Source organism: Roseateles sp. NT4 (assembly GCF_051857475.1).
In the GTDB taxonomy this organism is placed as follows: Bacteria; Pseudomonadota; Gammaproteobacteria; order Burkholderiales; family Burkholderiaceae_C; genus Pelomonas.
This window is the reverse complement of sequence record NZ_JBPZGZ010000005.1, coordinates 257,859-275,766: the sequence shown is the minus strand read 5'-3', so window position 1 is coordinate 275,766 and position 17,908 is coordinate 257,859. Positions and strand designations below refer to the sequence as shown.

16 protein-coding genes and 2 pseudogenes are annotated in these 17,908 nt (G+C 63.7%); 11 read left to right on the top strand and 7 right to left on the bottom strand.

Annotation, left to right across the window (positions count from 1 at the left end; translation table 11 throughout):
* Position 1: 1 nt before the first annotated feature.
* Genes virB11 through ACS5PN_RS27110 form a run of 5 tightly spaced genes read left to right on the top strand, consistent with a single transcriptional unit; the run spans position 2 to position 6,085 of the window.
* Complete coding sequence (virB11, locus tag ACS5PN_RS27130; protein WP_439467154.1) at positions 2-1,090, top strand: P-type DNA transfer ATPase VirB11; 1,089 nt, start codon at positions 2-4, stop codon at positions 1,088-1,090.
* On the top strand, positions 1,087-3,105 hold the full coding sequence (locus ACS5PN_RS27125; RefSeq protein ID WP_439467153.1) for a type IV secretory system conjugative DNA transfer family protein: 2,019 nt from the start codon (positions 1,087-1,089) through the stop codon (positions 3,103-3,105). Before virB11 ends, ACS5PN_RS27125 begins: the two co-directional genes overlap by 4 nt.
* A 12-nt stretch (positions 3,106-3,117) precedes the next feature.
* Entirely contained in the window at positions 3,118-3,765 is a 648-nt protein-coding gene (locus tag ACS5PN_RS27120) for an OmpA family protein (protein ID WP_439467152.1), read from the top strand.
* Between the two features lie 19 nt (positions 3,766-3,784).
* Positions 3,785-4,921, top strand: coding sequence for an LPD7 domain-containing protein (locus ACS5PN_RS27115; RefSeq protein ID WP_439467151.1), 1,137 nt, complete (start codon positions 3,785-3,787; stop codon positions 4,919-4,921).
* Positions 4,922-4,924: 3 nt separating this feature from the next.
* Positions 4,925-6,085 carry a DUF1173 family protein gene (locus ACS5PN_RS27110; RefSeq protein ID WP_439467150.1) on the top strand — a complete coding sequence of 387 codons (1,161 nt, stop codon included), beginning with the start codon at positions 4,925-4,927 and terminating at the stop codon, positions 6,083-6,085.
* Positions 6,086-6,178: 93 nt separating this feature from the next.
* On the opposite strand, the pseudogene ACS5PN_RS27105 reads toward ACS5PN_RS27110, so the two are convergent.
* A pseudogene (locus ACS5PN_RS27105) lies at positions 6,179-6,400 on the bottom strand (phage tail protein); the annotation flags it as partial.
* Between the two features lie 145 nt (positions 6,401-6,545).
* On the opposite strand from ACS5PN_RS27105, the gene ACS5PN_RS27100 reads away from it, so the two are divergent.
* Complete coding sequence (locus ACS5PN_RS27100; protein WP_439467149.1) at positions 6,546-7,355, top strand: hypothetical protein; 810 nt, start codon at positions 6,546-6,548, stop codon at positions 7,353-7,355.
* A 108-nt stretch (positions 7,356-7,463) separates the two neighbouring features.
* On the opposite strand, the gene ACS5PN_RS27095 is transcribed toward ACS5PN_RS27100, so the two are convergent.
* Positions 7,464-8,399 carry a hypothetical protein gene (locus ACS5PN_RS27095; protein WP_439467148.1) on the bottom strand — a complete coding sequence of 312 codons (936 nt, stop codon included), beginning with the start codon at positions 8,397-8,399 and terminating at the stop codon, positions 7,464-7,466.
* Between the two features lie 16 nt (positions 8,400-8,415).
* Positions 8,416-9,030, bottom strand: coding sequence for a hypothetical protein (locus ACS5PN_RS27090; RefSeq protein WP_439467147.1), 615 nt, complete (start codon positions 9,028-9,030; stop codon positions 8,416-8,418).
* Between the two features lie 725 nt (positions 9,031-9,755).
* Between ACS5PN_RS27090 and ACS5PN_RS27085 the strand changes: the two genes are divergently transcribed.
* The 3 genes and pseudogenes from ACS5PN_RS27085 to ACS5PN_RS27075 all read left to right on the top strand — a co-directional run bounded on the left by ACS5PN_RS27085 (position 9,756) and on the right by ACS5PN_RS27075 (position 12,056).
* On the top strand, positions 9,756-10,391 hold the full coding sequence (locus ACS5PN_RS27085) for a hypothetical protein (protein WP_439467146.1): 636 nt from the start codon (positions 9,756-9,758) through the stop codon (positions 10,389-10,391).
* 482 nt (positions 10,392-10,873) lie between these two features.
* Positions 10,874-11,488, top strand: coding sequence for a hypothetical protein (locus ACS5PN_RS27080; protein ID WP_439467145.1), 615 nt, complete (start codon positions 10,874-10,876; stop codon positions 11,486-11,488).
* Positions 11,489-11,514: 26 nt separating this feature from the next.
* Positions 11,515-12,056 (top strand): annotated as a pseudogene (locus ACS5PN_RS27075) (histone).
* A gap of 410 nt (positions 12,057-12,466) precedes the next feature.
* On the opposite strand, the gene ACS5PN_RS27070 reads toward ACS5PN_RS27075, so the two are convergent.
* Complete coding sequence (locus tag ACS5PN_RS27070; protein ID WP_439467144.1) at positions 12,467-13,573, bottom strand: helix-turn-helix domain-containing protein; 1,107 nt, start codon at positions 13,571-13,573, stop codon at positions 12,467-12,469.
* Positions 13,570-14,169, bottom strand: a complete 600-nt coding sequence (locus ACS5PN_RS27065) for a hypothetical protein (protein WP_439467143.1) — start codon at positions 14,167-14,169, stop codon at positions 13,570-13,572. The genes ACS5PN_RS27070 and ACS5PN_RS27065 overlap by 4 nt, the downstream gene beginning before the upstream one ends.
* A 136-nt stretch (positions 14,170-14,305) precedes the next feature.
* On the opposite strand from ACS5PN_RS27065, the gene ACS5PN_RS27060 reads away from it, so the two are divergent.
* Positions 14,306-14,902, top strand: coding sequence for a DUF6088 family protein (locus ACS5PN_RS27060; protein WP_439467142.1), 597 nt, complete (start codon positions 14,306-14,308; stop codon positions 14,900-14,902).
* Positions 14,895-15,920, top strand: coding sequence for a nucleotidyl transferase AbiEii/AbiGii toxin family protein (locus tag ACS5PN_RS27055; protein ID WP_439467141.1), 1,026 nt, complete (start codon positions 14,895-14,897; stop codon positions 15,918-15,920). The genes ACS5PN_RS27060 and ACS5PN_RS27055 overlap by 8 nt, the downstream gene beginning before the upstream one ends.
* 435 nt (positions 15,921-16,355) lie before the next feature.
* Here the strand turns inward: ACS5PN_RS27055 and ACS5PN_RS27050 are convergent, their stop codons facing one another.
* Both ACS5PN_RS27050 and ACS5PN_RS27045 read right to left on the bottom strand, forming a co-directional pair.
* Positions 16,356-17,318, bottom strand: a complete 963-nt coding sequence (locus ACS5PN_RS27050) for a relaxase/mobilization nuclease domain-containing protein (protein WP_439467140.1) — start codon at positions 17,316-17,318, stop codon at positions 16,356-16,358.
* Entirely contained in the window at positions 17,303-17,905 is a 603-nt protein-coding gene (locus tag ACS5PN_RS27045; protein WP_439467139.1) for a hypothetical protein, read from the bottom strand. Before ACS5PN_RS27045 ends, ACS5PN_RS27050 begins: the two co-directional genes overlap by 16 nt.
* Positions 17,906-17,908: the final 3 nt, after the last annotated feature.

Genomic DNA, 17,908 nt, shown 5'->3' with positions numbered 1-17,908 from the left:
CATGGACGTCTCGCTGCAGGAACACAAGCCGGCCGACCAGGCCTGGTGCGGCGACGCCACCTCGGTCGTCGAGTTCATGCGCCCGCTGCGGCAGCAGCTCGATGCTCCTGGTGTCACGGAGGTCTGCCTGAACCGTCCCGGTGAGTTGCTGATCGAGACCGATCGAGGCTGGCAGAAAGTGGACGCGCCGGAGATGACTCAGGAGCGCTGCACGTCCTTGGCGACCGCCGTCGCGACCTATTGCGACCAGCAGGTCAACCAGGAGCGGCCGTTGCTGTCGGCCACCCTACCCAGCGGCGAGCGTGTGCAATTCGCCATTCCCCCGGCCGTGGCGCGCGGGACGGTGTCCATCACCGTCAGAAAGCCACCAGTCTTGGTCAAGAGCCTCACAGAGTTCGAAGGCGAAGGCTTGTTCGAACGCACCGCCTCGGCGACGGGTGCAACTGGGGGAGGCACTCAAGACTTCGAGCTCGAGTTGCTGGAACTCAAGGAGAAGCGCCGCTACGCCGACTTTCTGCGCCTGGCCGTCCTACGGCACCAGACCATCGTCGTCAGCGGGCGCACCGGCTCGGGCAAGACCACCTTCATGAAGGGCCTGATCGAAGAAGTTCCGCGGCACGAGCGCCTGATCACTATTCAGGACACGGCAGAGCTGACGCTGCCTCACCACCCCAATGTCGTCCACCTGTTCTACAGCAAGGACGGCCAGGGCACCGCGCGGGTGACTGCCAAATCGCTGCTCGAGGCGTGCCTTCGCATGAAGCCGGACCGCATTTTCCTTGCCGAAGTCCGAGGCGACGAATGCTTCCATTTCGTCCGGCTTGCCGCGTCCGGTCATCCGGGAAGCATCACCAGCGTCCACTCCGGCAGCTGCGCGCTGGCCTTCGAACAAATGGCGCTGATGATTCGGGAGACCGGCGCAGGCGGCGGCCTGAGCATGGACGAAATCAAGCGCCTACTGCATCTCGTGGTCGACGTCGTCGTCCAGTTCGACCGCGACGAGCGCGGGCGTTTCATCTCCGAGATCCACTACACGCCACGCGGCCTGCGCCTGGGCCGTGAAATGCATCAATCGGCGGTGGTGTCATGAGCACCGGCGCCGCCCTGCCCTTCTCAGCCTGGTCGACGGGACGCAAAGTCGTTGCGGCCGGCTTCGGCGTTGTGGCCTATGCGTCACTGGCCTGCGCCGCGATCTACATGTCCGGGGTCTTGTTCCTGCTGCTGAACAAGGCAAACCCTAGTCAGGCCTATTTCGCGAGCATCACCAGCTACTGGCAGCTCTATTCCGGTGACCCGCCGCTGCGCAGGAAGCTGCTGGTCGCCATTGGGACTTCTGGAGCCTGCCTCTTGGTTCTGCTCCCAGCAGGCCTGGTCGCGGCAGCGCGGCAGCGGCGTCCGCTGCATGGGGATGCCCGCTTTGCCACCGCCGCAGAGGTCACCCGCGCAGGCCTGACACCGGGCGGCCAACCCGGCATCCTGGTGGGGCGCCATGGCGGGCGCTACTTGTCATTGGCCGGGCAACTGTCGGTGATGCTCTCGGCGCCGACCCGCAGTGGCAAGGGCGTCGGCGTGGTGATACCGAATCTGCTGAACTGGCCGGATTCCGTGGTCGTCCTGGACATCAAGGGCGAGAACTACGACATCACGGCGGGCTACCGTGCGGCCCACGGCCAAACGGTCTACGCGTTTTCGCCCTTCGATGACGACGGGCGCAGCCATCGCTGGAACCCGCTGACTGCCGTGCGCGCTAGCCTGCTGCATCGCGTCGGCGACCTGCTCAACATCGGCCAGGTGTTCTTCCCGAACGACGGCAGCGGCACATCGTCCGAGGCCTTCTTCAACGACCAGGCCCGCAACCTCTTCCTCGGCCTGGGTCTGCTGCTGCTGGAGACTCCCGAGCTGCCCCGCACCATCGGTGAAATGCTGCGGCAGTCGTCCGGCAAGGGGCGCTCGCTGCGCGAGCATCTGACCGGCCTCATCGCGACGCGCGCCGAAGAAGACCGTCCGCTGACCGATGAATGTGCCGACTCGCTGCAGCGCCTGCTGTCCAACTCGGACAACACCCTGTCCAGCATCGTGGCCACCTTCGTCGCGCCGCTGACCATCTTTGCGGACGCGATCGTTGACGCGGCGACAAGCGCCGACGACTTCCACCTCGAGGACGTGAGGCGCCGTCGCATGTCGATCTACGTCCGCATCCCGCCCAACCGCCTGGCAAATGCAAGGCCCCTGCTGAACCTCTTCTTCTCCCAGCTGGTCAGCCTAAACATCCAGCACCTCCCCGAACAAGATCCGACGCTTCGATATCAATGCCTGCTGGTCAATGATGAGTTCACGGCCATGGGCCGCGCCAGCGTCATCACGAACGCCGCTGCTTTCATGGCCGGCTACAACCTGCGCCTTCTGACGGTAGTCCAGGCGATGTCACAGCTGGACGCGGTCTACGGCGACAAGGAAGCCCGGACCTTCGCGACCAACCACGGCCTGCAGATCCTCTACGCGCCGCGCGAGCAGCGCGACGCCGACGAATACAGCGCCATGCTCGGCAATTTCACTGAGCGCGCCACCTCGCGCGGACGTAGCCGCTCCTTCAGTGGTCACAGCCAGACGACGGTCAGTCGCAACGAGAGTGACCAGCGTCGAGCGCTGCTGCTACCCCAGGAATTCAAGGAGATCGGCAGTGAGCGACTGGTGGTCATCCTCGAAAACTGCAAGCCCATCCTGGGCGAGAAGATCCGCTACTACCACGACAAGGCGTTCCGGGACCGGCTGCTGCCGGCTCCCATCGTCCCGGCCATGGATGTCGAGCTGCACCTCGCCCGCGTCCAGCAACGCTGGCGCTTTGCCGACGACGAACTCGCGCCAGGCGAAGGCATCGACATCAATGCACTTGCCCATGACCTCGGGCAGCTACCGGACCGGCTCGACGGAAATCCCGACCGCATGGCTGAGATCCTGCTTGATTTCTTTGGCGCCGACGGCGCTTCACCGTCTGCGATCGGCGGCGCCATCGAGGCCATCCCTGACGACGACGGTGTGCTGATCGCAGAGCACGAGCTGCATCGCGCCGACAGCCACCGCGCCCCCGAAGCCATCCATCCCTGAAGGAGCGCCGCCATGCGTGTGACCATCCTCCTGACGCCCGTCATGCTGACGCTGACCCTGCTGGCGTCCTGCAGCTCGCCGCCCAAGCCACCGTCCGTCGACGAGTCTCGCAAGCGTCCCGTCAACACCGCCGTGGCCGTGGAACTGCAGGTCTGCAAGAACGACCTGCAGAACACCCGTTTGCTGGCCACCGAGGCCGGCCGGCTGGCAGAGACATCCGCCGCAACGCTGGCCAACCTTTCGGCGAGGCAGCAGGCACTCGTCAACATGCGCGCAGCCGATCGACCGCAGGCCCAGAGCAATAGCATCTACAGCGTCCGCTTCGAGTACGGCAGCATCCGGGTGGACATCCCTGCGGACGTGGCGGGAACGTTGGTCGACGAGGCAAAGGCCGCACCACTCGTGATGCTCCGCGGCCGCACGGATGGCACGACAGACACCGAAGCAGAGGGACGAATCGCTCGCGACCGCGCCACTGCGGTCCGGGACTACCTGGTTGCAGCCGGCGTGGAACCTGCCCACATCCGGGCCACCTATCAACCTGCTGGCGATCACGTGGTCGACAACAACGGTGCATCAGGTCGTGCCCTCAACCGCCGCGTCGAGATTGAGATCTACCGCGCTATGCCGGTCGCCCTGTCCAGCACTGCGCAGCGCTGACATCGTTCAAGGAGCCACCATGGATGCAGCAACTTCTCCAGCCGCCCCTGCCAGTACTCCACAAGGCCGCACCGTTGAACCCGCGAGTCGGGCTGCCGTAGCAATTGCCAGGTTCCAGACGCCGCCTGAATCGCCCGAGGAACGCTTTGAGCTGAGGGATCCATTCGCCGAGGTCACCTATCACGCCAAGTCACTCACCGACATGGTGGCGAAAGCCGAGCAACTAGGCAGCACGCGCTTCACCGCCATCGCGGCCAATGGCACGCGCACACCGGTCCTGAAGAACGGCAACGAGTGGCAGCGCGGCGCCCAGCTCGGGCCGCGGCCCGAAAGGCCGCTGGATCCCGGCCCGGCGAAAGACGATGTGTCGGCGCAGGCCGCAGAAGCGCCGGACAATTCTGCGAAGCAAACCACCAGGCTGGACCAGGTCGACGCCAAGGCAATCGCCAAAATCGACGCTCAAGCCGACCGGACAGCGCTCGTGGCCCGCCTTGAAGAGGCGCTGAAGGATCGCTACGTCATCAAGCGAGCGCCGGTCACGCTCGGGGCCGTCAGCATTGGACACACCGAGTACCGCTTCCGGGGCGACACCTCCCGCGTCGCGTTCACCGAATCGACGTTCAAGCTCGCCACCGACACCAACAGCCCTTCCGTAGCTCGGTCCATGGTCGACGTCGCGCAGAGTCGCAACTGGAAGGGGCTGCGCGTTTCGGGAAGCGAGGACTTCCGTCGCTTGGTCTGGCTTGAGGCAACGGTCCGCGGCGTCAAGGCCGTAGGCTACGAGCCTGACGTCGGCGATCTGGATGTCCTGAGGCGCGAGCAGCAGGCCCGGATGACCAATCGCATAGAGCCGACGCGCGACACTTCCAGTTCGACCGCGTCCGCGCCGGCCGAGAAGTCGTCGGCCCGGGGTGGCGGGCGGAAAGCCGTTGTCGCGGCCATTGAGGCGGTACTGATTTCCAAGGGTGTGCCAGAGGCCAAGCGTGGTGCCGTGCTGACCGCTGCCACTGAGAAGCTCGCCGAGCGCGCGAGCCGCGGTCAGGCACCCAAGGTGAAGGTCTACAACAGGACGGCCGCGCCGCAGCGTTCCGTCGCCCCGCCCACGGCCGAGGTCACTCGGTCGCGCGATCGAGGCGCGCCTGCGCACGCCAGGTAGACCATGATGGCCTCAGATCCGCCACCTTCGCCGATCCCGCCAGGTCAGACATTCAGGGTCTCAGGGCGCGTGCTGGATGCAGCAGAACCCGAATTCGCGGAAGGCATCGCCCAAGCCTACGCGGAACGCCGTCGTCCGCGATGTCTTTGCCGACCTGGCGGCATTGAGATGTACATCGCTCGGCTTAGCCAAGGCTACGTCGTCAAGCGCATGCCGGACACCAGCAGCCAGCACACACCGGACTGCGCGTCGTACGAGCTACCCGCAGAACTTTCGGGCCTGTCCCGAGTGCTGGGTAGCGCCATCGTCGAAAACCCAGTCAGCGGTGAGACATCGCTGCGCGTGGACTTCCCGCTGTCTAGAAGGCCGGGACAAGAGCACTTCCCGCGTAGTGGATCTGTGGCGAAAATCACTTCAGCCCGCGCCGCACGTCTTTCACTTAGAGGCCTGCTTCACTACTTATGGGACCAGGCCGAATTGACGCACTGGCGCCCATCCTTCGAAGGAAAGCGGACATGGGGAGCGGTACGGCGATGCCTTCTCCGCGCTGCGGAACAAAAGACGGCAGGAGGCTGTTCTCTCCCGGCCAGGATGTACGTTCCTGAGGTGTTCTCCGTCGATCAGCTCCAACAGATAAACGCCCGTCGGCAGCAAAAGTGGGCCGCGGCATCCTCGCATGTTGGCCGTTCGCAGCCAATGCTGCTGGTCATCGCTGAATTGAAGGCAATTCAGCCCGCCGGCCAAAGTTACCGGGCTGTGCTCAAGCATGTGCCTGACATCGGCTTCCTGATCGACGACTCTCTATATCACGCTGTCGGCCGGTCGTTTGGAAAGGAGCTGGGAATGTGGGCTGCTTCTGATCACATCCGCATGGTGATTGCAGCCACCTTCTGCTTGACGTCCACAGGAGTTCCCCGCATTGGACGCTTGTGTCTTATGCCGGTCACTGAGCAATGGCTGCCGGTCGAGACGACGGCTGAACAGCAGCTTGTCGACCGGCTAGTTAAAGGGCATCGCAGATTTCGCCGCTTCCTACGATATGACCTGACCCGATCTGAGCGACTAGCTAGCGTCGCGCTGACTGACCAGGGTGATCCCGCACCAATTCTGTTCGCCGACGATGTCGTCGCCTTGACTGAGGTGGGTGACTTGCGAGCTCAGTGACAACCCTGTACTGAAAGACTGCACAGCAGCGGTCGCCGCCTTTGACGAAGACTGAATGAGCTTCCGCTGAGCGTCGCTGTGCAGTCGTTGGGTAGCCGTCAGCGTGCGCGCCAGCGTGCCCTTGGTGCCGGCCTTGCCGATGGCCGACATCACGTTCGTCACCAGCACGGGCTTGATGGGGGGGAAGGTCGCGGCGTCGGCGTCCAGGCCGGTGGCGGCGAGGCCGATGATCGCGGTGGAGATCGTGCGGATGGTGCGCACGCCCTCGCTGATCTCAGCGACGCGCACGCCATGGTGATACGAGGCGAGAGACATGGGGCTTCTCGGTAGAAGGGGGAGCCCGCACCGGGACAAAAGCCCTGACGTGCGCCGCTCCGCGGGGGAGCAGCGAGTCTTCAGCAGAGCTCGCGCGATGTCATGTCGGGGTTGTGTGCAGCCGGTAGACCGATTCGCAGCGGCCATGACCCTGGTTAGCCACCCTGCTGACGGGGACTGGGTAGATTCATGGCAAACCACAACGATGGTCGAAGCCATGCAAGGGAAGGTCGACTCGGTCACGAAGAAGCTGCGGCGGTCCATGACGCTGCTCGAATATCGGCGTCTCAACTGGCGTGCGGAGACGATGGGGCGGCTATCCCATGGGTTTACGGAGTTCATCCAGGCGGCAAGGATTGCCGGTTTCCCGATGCACTCGTCCGTCGGTGTGCACGACGTTCCGAACTGCGGGCTCGTGACGCTTTCGTTTGGCTCCCTGCCGACAAATGCGCTTCGCAGGAAGCATCTAGCATTGTTTGAAGGGCCAGGCTATGTGGACCAACAGGTACTAGAAGAAGGCGGGCAGCTCGCCGCCAGCCAGTCTTCTGACGGCCACGTGTTCTTCATATCGAACCCTAGAAGCTCCGATTGGATGAAGCCGTCGGACTCCGAGTACTTCCTAAGCGGTCCCCTCGATCCCACCGCAGTTACGCCGCAGCTGATCGGCAAGATGATCGCTAGGCATTTGATCGTCCTGCGAATGAGTTCAATGTTCGGAGGCCCCGCCTCGCTGACTTGCTTGGAGAGGTGCAGGTTCTGGTGGATCGTCTTCGGCGACATCCGTAAAAGACACGCCTTCTATCGTTCCTTGGCGACGCTCTCGAATGAATGGGGCAAGGCGATAGTCGCGGCAGCGTTTGCCGCGATCGTCGGCTTCGCTACCGCCATCCTGACGCAGCCATCAAGTTCAAAGGCGCCGGACGCGCAGAGCGCGGCCAGCGCGCCGTCCAAGTAGCGGCGCCAGGTTCTGTCCGGGTTTGCCGGCGCCTGATCGACCAAAGAGAAAGAGCGCTCCGAGGGGCGCTCTTCGGGCAACGTTGCTCGCGTCGTCGCGATGCCCGCGCTACCGACGGCGGGGGCCTTTGTTGGCGCGCCGCAGAAAGTTGCGCAGCGAGTCGGGATTCATCCTCAGCATGTCCGATTTGCGCGACCTGTAGGTGTCGATGTCGCGCACCGACTGGCCGTCCTCTTTGAAGTCCAAGACCGTGTAGTCCATCGTGTGGCCGCCGATCGAAGTGATGAGCACGTCCCCGCACTTGGTGGTGTAGAGGGGAATGTCTTGCTCCCAGAGCAGTGAACGGATGTACGGCCTTGGGTGGTCGTGCTGATTGCCCCAATTGCTGGTGCAGATCGCGAGGGTCGGGGCCAGCTCTTCCAGCAGCTTGCGCGTGGTGAAGCCGTTGTCGGCGCCGTGGTGGGCCAGGATCATCACGTCCACCTCGCGGCGCAGCGTGCGGCACCGCTGGAGCAGCGTGGCGATTGAGGGGTCGGTGACGTCGCCCAGGCTCAAGACGTTGAAGCAGCCGGTCCGGAAGAACTTGACCGTCGAGTTGTCGTTGGACGCCTGGAAGACTTGCCTAGGGTGGTAGAAGATGTGCTGGTATCCCAGCGCAGGTGCCAGCGAAGAGATATAGGCCGGATCGATCCGTTGAGCCTTTACGCTATGCCCCTTGAACGTCCATTTGCGCTCGTACGCCAGGATCATCGCCAGGCACTCTTTGCCGCAGTCACTTTCCGGCCGATAGCCCGGGTATTCGATCCGAACCGGCGGGTAGTGTTCGAGCAGAAATTCCAGCTCAGCAGCGCTGCAATGGTCGTTGTCCCAACTGGTGATGTGCAGCGTGTCAGGTGCCCTCTTGCCGCAGATTGCCAGTTCCTCTTTCAAATTCGGCAAGCTCCTGGCCGTCACGCGACCTTCAATCAGCGTGAATGTGCCGTCCGCGAAGTACGAGAACGAAGACCCCGCGGAGCCCAGTTTGTAGGCGCGGAATCGCGTCACGACAGGTTTGATAGAACTAGACACGGCGCTTTACTCCATGCAATGCCAGGACTGACGAAACCAGGCCATGCCCAGCGCGGCTGGCGCTGATCGCGGCGAGTAGGTACTGCACGGAGAAGATCGCGACAGCGATGCCGGCTTGGGCCGGCGTGCAGAACTTCAGGAAGAGCGCCGCAAGCACGACGCCAATCAACAGTAGCGAAAGCACGGCCAGATCCCGCAGCAGGAGGAAATGCTGGTTGACGTGCTCAATCGAAGGCTCTTTCTCGACCTTCTTGAAAAGGCGATACCAGAAGCGGTTCTGCTCGCCGGGCTCTTCAGGAAACAGCCCAACGTGGCGGAGCAGTCGGTCCCGGTCAATGCGCGGGTCGCCGAGCATCCGGTCGCTGAAGGCTCTGTGTCCGGGCAGCGCGTGCTTCCATCGCCAGAACACCAGCCGTGCCTTCCAGGAGGCCGGTAGGAGGGAGACCCCGAGCATCACCACCACGGGGGCAACGCAAGCCGCCAGAAGACGGACTGCCAGCAATTCCTGCCAGCCCGTCGCCAGCTTGTCGCCGCTGGAGATCAGGACGAAGACCACGAGGTCCGCGAGCAGTGCGCCGACCAAAAGCGGGCCGTTCCTCGCTTTCAAGGCGCGAGGAGGTCGTGTTGACTGGCCCTCGGGCGGATCACTAGATTTAGTGGCCATGACTGCATTTCTACCCGTCACGGCGCTAAATGTAGCGTCGAACGGAATTTGGGGCAAACGGCGTTCCTGCCCGAAATATGGGCATGCCCCACGGCCTTCAAGTGTGAAAACCTTTCACAAACCTGTCGAGTGAGAGGCGGCGCATCGGGGGTGTTCTGCAGGCTGCAGCGGCCTGGACGCCATCCACCTGCAGAGCTTCCAAATTCTTGCAGGCGACGTCAAATGATCGCTACCGTCCCCATAGCGGCAGGTCGAGATCGACGCTCACGGGCGGCACCGCTGCGATAGCTGGCCTACCGTATTGAGATCCCCCCACAAGTCCCCTCGCCCCAGCTGGGGGACTTGTTTAGGGGGGAGCGCGGTAGGCCGCCTGGCGCACAGGAGCCCCAGCCCGTTGCGCAGCTGCAGGCGCAGCATCGGACACCCCTTGAGGCGGGCCGCAGCGGCCGGCTTGCCACCAAGCGCAGCGACTGGCGCGACGGGCGAGTCCCGCCGAACTCCTCAGCGCCCACACCTGCGGGCGCCCAACAACCCCAGTCTCGACGGGGGCGGCTTCGCCTTCGTTGCGCGCCCTGCGCGCCTGGTCGGTCGAGTCATCATCGGATCAAGCTTTGCCCGACCTATGTGTCTCGTAGAGTCGGCAAGCTCAAGTCATTTAGGACAACACCTTGAACGCCCCGATCGACCTGGCAACATTGATTTCCGACACCGTGCGCTTGGCACACCACGACTACGCAGGAGCCCGATGCTGCTTCCGAAATTCGTGCGTCATTCCCGGCTTTGTCCTGGCGCAGCAGGCGACTGAAAAGCTGTTGAAGGCCATCGTTTACGAACGGTCTGGAGAGACGCGTAAGCTCGGCGCAGGTACTGCACACGATCTGGAGGCTTGGGCCAACGAAGCCGTGCAGGTCGAGCCGAAGCTCCGCACGATTCAGGCGCACACCGCGCTGCTACGTTTGCTGACCCAGGCTTTCGACGGCAAGTATGCAGACGCAAAGAATCGACCGACCCAAGATCGCTCAAGTGAGCATCTTGAGCAGATCGACGCCCTCATTGCTGAGTTGTTGCGCCACACGCCAGCGCTGCCATTTTTCCTGCATGACTTCGTGCTTGGAGTAGTTCAGGCAGACTTTGTCTGGCCGCCGGCTGCGTGGGCGGTGCATCAAAATCCCGCCGTATTGCAGGCGCTTGAAGATCGATATGCGGATGTGGGCGACGTACTCATGGGTGCTGTGCGTAAGCATGCAGGCTACGCGCCCGTGGTGGGCTGGACAGCTTTAGCGCACAGCGTCAGCGATGCGTGAGCGCTGCATTCGCGCCAGCGATCAAAGCCCGCTTGGGGCGAGACCCGGCCAAGCCGAGGCTCGATGCGGAGCACGCGAGCGCGGCCCGAAGGGGGTGCCCAACTGACAGTCAGCCGGTCGCTGTCCTGCGAGCGCCGGCTTGAGCTGACCGCCCAGGACGGCTGTCATTGACCGCGGCGCTGGTGTTGAGCTCTTGCGGACGGCGGCTCTGCAGCGACTACCGCCGGCGGCCGGATACGGATGTATACGCGCTGCCTGGCACCAAGCCGACGTTGGATCAATCTGCCGAGGCTGACCCGAATGACAGCCCGGCCTTGGGGCCGATGCGGTGTGGCCACAATTGACTGTGGGTGCGAGAGCACGCCACCATGCTCTACCGCGCCACTACTGATCGCCCATTTGGGTTCGACTGACCAAGCGACCTATCCTATGCCACCGTCACACCGGTCACCTGTCTATCTCAGTGAGGCTTGAGAGTTGCGATGAGTATTTTCAAAGGCAAGTCCGGCGAGGCGTCCGAAGGCACGATCCCGGCGGAGGACGAGAAGTTCTTAAGAGAGGTCGCGTACCCCCGCCTGGACGGCACGACCGATTCGGACGTCCTGAAGAACTTTGCCGACGTCTGGTGGAACCTCTGTCAATGGGAGAAGCAGCGCGCAGACGTGCTGGACGGAAAGGCACAGAACTTGGTCGGCCTCGCCAGCATTGCCAGCGCCGTGGTCGCGGCAACGGGCCCCGCAATTGGAGCGACACCCTGCATCACGTGGCTTCGAGTGTTTGCCGTTTTTGCCTTCCTCGTCACCGCCGTGATGGCTGTCATGGCGCTGAGAATTGCGAAGTACCCCGGATTTCTTGATGCCGACGTTTTCGCCGCGCTGGCGATCAACGACACCAAGAACATCGTCCCCAAATACACCGATTTGGATAAGACGAAGTCGTACTACCGAGAGCTTGCCATGCAGCGTTGGGTCATCTACCGGGGCTTCAAACGGGCATCCGAGGACAAGGCCAGTTCGGTTTTTCGTGCGCAGATTGGTGCAATCGCCTCCGTTGGTTTGCTGGTCGTTCTCATTGGTGCAGCCGCCGTCGGTTGCTGATCAAACATAAAACTAGGAGAGAAGAGATGGTTACTGGTACTGGCGACGGAAGAAGAAGGGCTGCCGCCCCGGCGAAGAAGGCGACTCCTGCAAAGAAGGCTGCACCCGCAAAGAAGGCCGCTCCGGCCAAGAAGGCTGCTCCGGCCAAGAAGGCTGCTGCACCGAAGAAGGCCGCTGCCGCCAAGAAGGCTGCCGCGCCCAAGAAGGCTGCTGCCAAGCCTGCTGCGAAGAAGGCCGCCGCTCTCAGGAAGGCTGTTGCCAAGCCTGCTGCGAAGAAGGCTGCCGCTCCCAGGAAGGCTGCTGCCAAGCCTGCTGCGAAGAAGGCTGCCGCTCCCAAGAAGGCTGCTGCCAAGCCTGCTTCGAAGAAGGCTGCCGCTCCCAAAAAGGCCACTGCTGCCAAGCCCGCCGCTAAGCCCGCCGCTAAGCCTGCCGCCAAGAAGGCCGCTGCTCCGAAGAAGGCTGCTGCCAAGCCTGCCGCTGCGGCCAAGCCCGCTGCTGCTGCCCCGTTGCCAAGACCGCACTGAGCCCGCAAGCCACCTGGCCCTTCCCCACCGGCAATAAGCCCTAAGCGTTTTTTTGAGCGGGCGGTTTAGCCGCCTGTTCCCTCACTCGCAAAACCCGGCCCGCTCTGCGACGCCGGGTTTTCTATGGCTCTGTTCGCGTTACCTGCTGATGCCGGCGCCGGTTACCGCCAGCTCCCTGCAATGACCGTTGTTCGTAGGTGCTGTCGTTCAGACGATGGAACGCGAATGACTCTGATCAGCCTTATCCGGCCGTCGAACTCAGCCAGAGCGCCATTGGCCAGCCGATCACGGCAGGCACAGCTGGTCAGCGTCGTCGTCGCTCGCGCTCATCCGATGAGAGGGCAAGGTCATACAACCACTCGGCAAGCAGTGACTGGCTGCTGTTGCCCGCTTTGTCAGTCCTTCTCTTTGGGTTAAGAAGCATAAGCAATGGAAAGGTCGCCGCATTCCAGTGCTATGTGGCCACCTTCGGCTGTGCGAGCCGCACCACATTGGCCGATGGCTCAGCAGCGGCGGTGTCCAGTAGGGCCTCTAGCAACTGGGGCTGTATCCGCATCTCGCGAGCGACCGCAGCCTCAGGCACGCCGAAGTGCTCCCTCATGACCTTCAGGCTTTCCACAACCACCTCTGGCTCCTCATTGCGTATCAGGTGATCTTCCGTCTCGCGCAAGGCTTCGCCGTGTCGGTTCAGTCCGACGTACCCTGCCCGGGCCTGATCCTCAGTGAACAGCCCAAGCTGACGCGCCCGGAAGATGATCGCGGCCTTGGAGACACCCCAGCGAAGCTTCAACTCCGACAGGCCGGCCCAGTTCAGGCGCGAGCCTCGAAGGGCAAGACGGCACTCGGTGGCGAACGTGCTGCGCGGCAGCAGCAGCGCACTTGCGAAACGGTTGGCCTGCGCCTCGGTGAGTCGATCGCCCGTCAGGACACCGATGTGCAGCGAAAAATGACCCAGCTCGTGAGCGATGCCAAAGCGCTCACGGCAGGCCGAGCGGCCGTCGCCATTCAAGGCGATCAGAGGTCGCTTGGTGGCGAACGAGATCGCATCGATCTCGGGGGCCAGCCCGCGCACACGCATCACGACAGCGCCTGCGTTCTCGGCGATCCGCGTCACGCTGCTCAGCGGCCCCATGCCAAGGCCGAACAGTGACCGGAATATCTCTGTAGCACGCTCGATGGCCTCGGTCGTCTCCGCTTCCGCCTCCTTCACCTGGTACGACGGCAGCTCGACGTGCTCATCGAGCACGCCGATCAAGCGCTTGAGCATCTCCCCCCGGGCGCGCGCAACCTGGCGCAACGCGACCTTGGTCGTGAGCTGCCGTCGGAAATGACATTGCTCGTCGGCGATGGGGTGGGTGTCGATGCAATGGAAGAAGTCGGGCAGCACCTGCAGCTCCTGAGCTAGGTTGGCCTGGAGTTGGGCCGAGGCGGCTTCCGCCCCGGTTTCGATGCGGCTCAGAAACTGCTTGGAGACGCCGACCTTGTCGCCCAGGTCCGTGAGCGACAGGTCGTGGAACAAACGGGCCAGTCGCAGATTGCTCCCAATGAACCCGGTGCTCATCGAACGGCTTCTGCGGCCGCATCGCCTTCGCCGCGGCGCTTGGGCGCGATCTGCGGCTTGCCGACGGGCACCATCGGCGCCAGGGGCTGCTCGCCTTCCACTCGCAGAACACGCACGGCATCGGAGACCCAGCGGCACGCGACCTCGCCCGTGGGCGTGAATCCCAGGAACTCGACGCGCGGCTCAGCGGCGCCGTCGTGGCCGCGATCGATGATGAAGCAGAACCGGCCGGGCTCGCCCGGGCTGACGAACTCGAGGAAATCCGCCTGGTAGCGATTCGCCGTCAGCACCGCATCCTTGGACGGGTTGGAAGGATCGTCATTGCTGAAGCGGCACGGCACGCCACCGATCGAGAGGACGACGTCGTTGTTGCCGTTGGGCAGGCCAAGCCAGGCATGCTTGCCGGACGCAGCTTCGGCCACGATGCGGCTGCGCTGCCGGCCAAACGTGGTGCAGCCTCGCGTGTAGCCGTTGTCGGTCGAGCGCGACAGGTCGTCCTCGGTCGCGTAGAGCTCATCCAGCAACCACAACGCCACCTCCTGGAGGCGATCCGAGGAAAGGGCGGGATTGAAGACGGCAGGCAGCGGCAGAGTCATTTGTGCAAATCCAAAGAATCGTCAACGGCAGTTTGGTGCGATTCTCCTCGTTCGTCAACCTCTCCTGCCCCGGCCGACTTGGCACCAAAGCAAAATGTCAGAAACAACGATAAAATTCTGACCAAGAGGTCCCGCCATGAGCACGCTCCCCCGCTCCATCCTGTCGCACGCCGAATCCCTACCCGAGGGCGGGCTGATGTCGCCCAAAGAGTTCCTGCACCTTGGGAGCCGAGCAGCCGTTGATCAGGCCTTGTCGCGGCTCACCAAGGAAGGAAAGTTGCTTCGAGTGGCACGCGGCACCTACGTCACGCCGGTTTCCAGCCGGTTCGGAACGCGCGCGCCGGCTCCCGAGAAGGTCGTGCAGTCCCTGGCCGCGCAAAGTGGTGAGGTGGTCACGCCGCACGGCGCCAACGCGGCGAACGCGCTGGGCCTGACCCAGCAGGTGCCGATTCGCGAGGTCTATCTCACTTCGGGGCGCAGCCGCAAGCTGAAGCTCGGTCGCTACGAGGTGATGGTCAAACATGCCCCGCGCTGGATGCTGGCGTTGGGGTCCGGTCAGGCCGGCGCGGCCGTGCGGGCGCTGGCCTGGATGGGTCCGTCGCATGTGCGCGAGTCGCTGGCCGCCTTGCGGCGAACGCTTCCGTCCACGGAATGGCAGACGCTGACGTCGGGACGTGCCGGCCTACCCTCATGGATGGCCAGGGCAATCGGCGAAGAAGCGGTCCGTGGCTGAGTCCTACTTCTCCCTCAACGACGCGGACCGAGCCGAAGTCCTCGAAGTGGGCCGGGAGCGGAGCGGCCGTCCGGCCCATTTGCTGGAGAAGGACGTCTGGGTCGTCTGGACGCTCGGGACGCTGTTCGGGTCGCCGGTCGGCATGGACCTGACGTTCAAGGGCGGCACGTCGCTCTCCAAGGCCTACCGGATCATCGACAGGTTCTCGGAAGACCTCGACCTGACGTACGACATCCGCAAGCTGATCGCCGACCTGACGGGAGGTGAGGAGTTCTTGCCAGCCAGCCGCAGCCAGGCCAGCAAGTGGACGAAAGCCGTGCGCGACCGGCTACCTGAGTGGATCGCTGGCACGGTGCAGCCCGTGATTCAGGATGCACTCGACCAGGCGCAGCTTGGTGCGAGGCTGGAAGTCGCAGGTGACGACAAGGACCAGTTGCTCCTTCACTACCCAGCGGTCAAGCAAGGGACCGGGTATGTCGCTCCGGTCGTCACATTGGAGTTCGGCGGCCGGGCGACGGGTGAACCGCACGCAGCCATGCCGGTCACGTGTGACATCGACGGCTACGTCGACGGCGTGGCGTTTCCGACTGCATCCCCTGTGGTAATGAGCGTCGCCCGGACCTTCTGGGAGAAGGCAACCGCCACGCACGTCTATTGCGCTCAGGGCCGGATCCGAAGCGAGCGCTATGCGCGGCACTGGCACGACCTGGCTGCCATTATGCGGAGCACACACTTCGATGCCGTCGTCAAGGATCGAGAGGTCGCGCACGCGGTCGCTGAGCACAAATCGTATTTCTTTCTCGAGAAAGATGCTGCAGGCAAGACTGTCGACTACTTTGCCGCCATCTCAGGCGCCCTGCGCGTGGTACCCGAAGGAGCCGCGCGCGCAGCCCTCGCCGCCGACTACGCCAGCATGCTCGAAGATCAAGTTATGGTGGGCGACGCCCTGCCCTTCGAAGACCTCATGCTGGCCTGCGAGAAAGTTGCAGCCAGCGCCAACAGTGCTGCGAAGCCTTGAGCGGCCGGCATGTACCAGGCCACCGGACGCGCCGGCGCTTGGTGCATGAACCGCATACCTTCAGGCTTCCTTCTGTAGACGACGTTACATCGTTGCAAAGGCCGCCGGACAAGTTCAGACCGCTGTGCAGATGCGTGCGACACCAGGAGAGGTTCTTGTGCGTCAAAAGGCGCTGAAGTACCGATCGCGCCGTTCAGAAGCAAGGCTCAATTCACCGCCGCCGAATTCGCTGGCAAGGACGTGACAACAGCAGCGCCCAACCGAGCCATGGCTGAGGTCGTTAGGAGACTAGCTGACGCTGTCGGCGAGCTAACCGCAGGCCGGCGAATAAGTAATCGGTCTATCTTCAGCTTGCGGCCGGCTGCAGCAAGCTGAAGATAGGTGGAGGCGGCGGGGATCGAACCCGCGTCCGCAAGCCTTCGCCGAGCAGATCTACTATCGGCGCGGTGACTCAAACGATCTGTGGCGAGTCGGCTCAACGTTTACTTGTGTGCGAGACGCGGCCTGCCCGCGCGAACGTACGAAACGCTCGATGGCTCCAGCCAGACGCAGATCGGACGGGTCGCTGGATCTCGCGAGCGCCAGCCCCAAATTTCGCCAAGTCCTCCACGCCTCGGACTGTTCATCCAGTGGCTCACCACGCGAACCGGTGTCCACGCGCTTGCTCACCAGCCGCCCTTCCTCAAGTGCCTTTACGCGCCAAAGCGCCTGAGGTCGTCGGTTGATCCCGCGGACGGTTTGCCGGGACGCTTCGGCATCGATACCGAGTTCGCGCAGTTGTTCAGCGAAGGTCTCGCGCCAACGATGAAGGTCGGCCTTCCTCGGGTTCAGGCGCCGACCATCACGACCTTCGGCTCGAACACTGATGTGGACATGCGGGTTGGCCTGATGGTCGTGCAGCACCATCACGTACTTGTGGCCAGTCAGCTCGATGCGAGCAAACTCTCGCGCTGCCCGCTCAACAGCCAACGGGTCCGTTCCACGGGGCATCGACAACATGACGTTGAACGCCTCGCGCCGTCCACCATCTGCGGCCTCCTCTGGGATGAGGCCGCCGCTGTACCGCCAGTCGTCCGTCAAGTCGCGTACAGCATGGGCGCCCTTGATCGTCTCGCCGCGGTCGTCTTCGATGCCGAGGCGGCCGTTCTTGCTGATGTAGCGGAAGTGCGCAGCGACGGCCCGCATGCCCCGCCCTCCCCCAGTGACCTTCACCATCGCCTGTGGCGCGCGACGAATCACCGTGGCTTCAATCCGGCTGCGGATGACGGCCGCATGCCGTCGGAGCGCGTCGCCGGTCAGCTTCGGTGGCGGGGCTCCCTTGACCATGCGATTGCCCGGGTAGAAGAGTCGGTCGCCCCACGTGACCAACACCCCGTCGATGTTCACGCCTTTTGCCATGGCCTGCTTCCATGAGGTTGCGCCGTTCGTTCAGTCGTATCAGGTCCACGCCCTGGCCGCAGATCTGCCAGCGTCAGAGCAGCCAGGCGCAGATGTTTTCGGACGTCGTCCGCCAGGGTGTCGAGCAGGTCGCGGTACAGCAAGGCCTGCAGGACGTCACCGGCTCGCAGGAGCGCCGTGAGCTGGTGCACGTTGCGGCTGAGCGTTGACAGCTCTGCACATGACGCGGTGAGCGCGGCGATGTGCTCCGGCCGGCCGCCGCCGGCCAACAGCACCGGGACGCCTTCAACCAAGCCCGCCACGTAGGCACCTCGCGACAGCTTGGCCGCGCGGGCACCGGCTTCGAGGCGCGTGGCCTCGCTGCGCCGCATGCGGATGGAAAGCTTGGTCCAGCCATCGTCATTAGCAGCGCTGGTCGTCGCAATCGCCGACGCGCCGTCGCTCGCCTCGTGCTTACCAAGTTCATGCAGGACGGCCGCACGCACAACGACCGACACGCTGACCCGCCGCTGCGCTGCGCAGGCGATCAGCGAGGCCTTGAGGCCGCGCATATCGACGGTGACGAAGTCATGCGGAGAGGTGCCCATGAT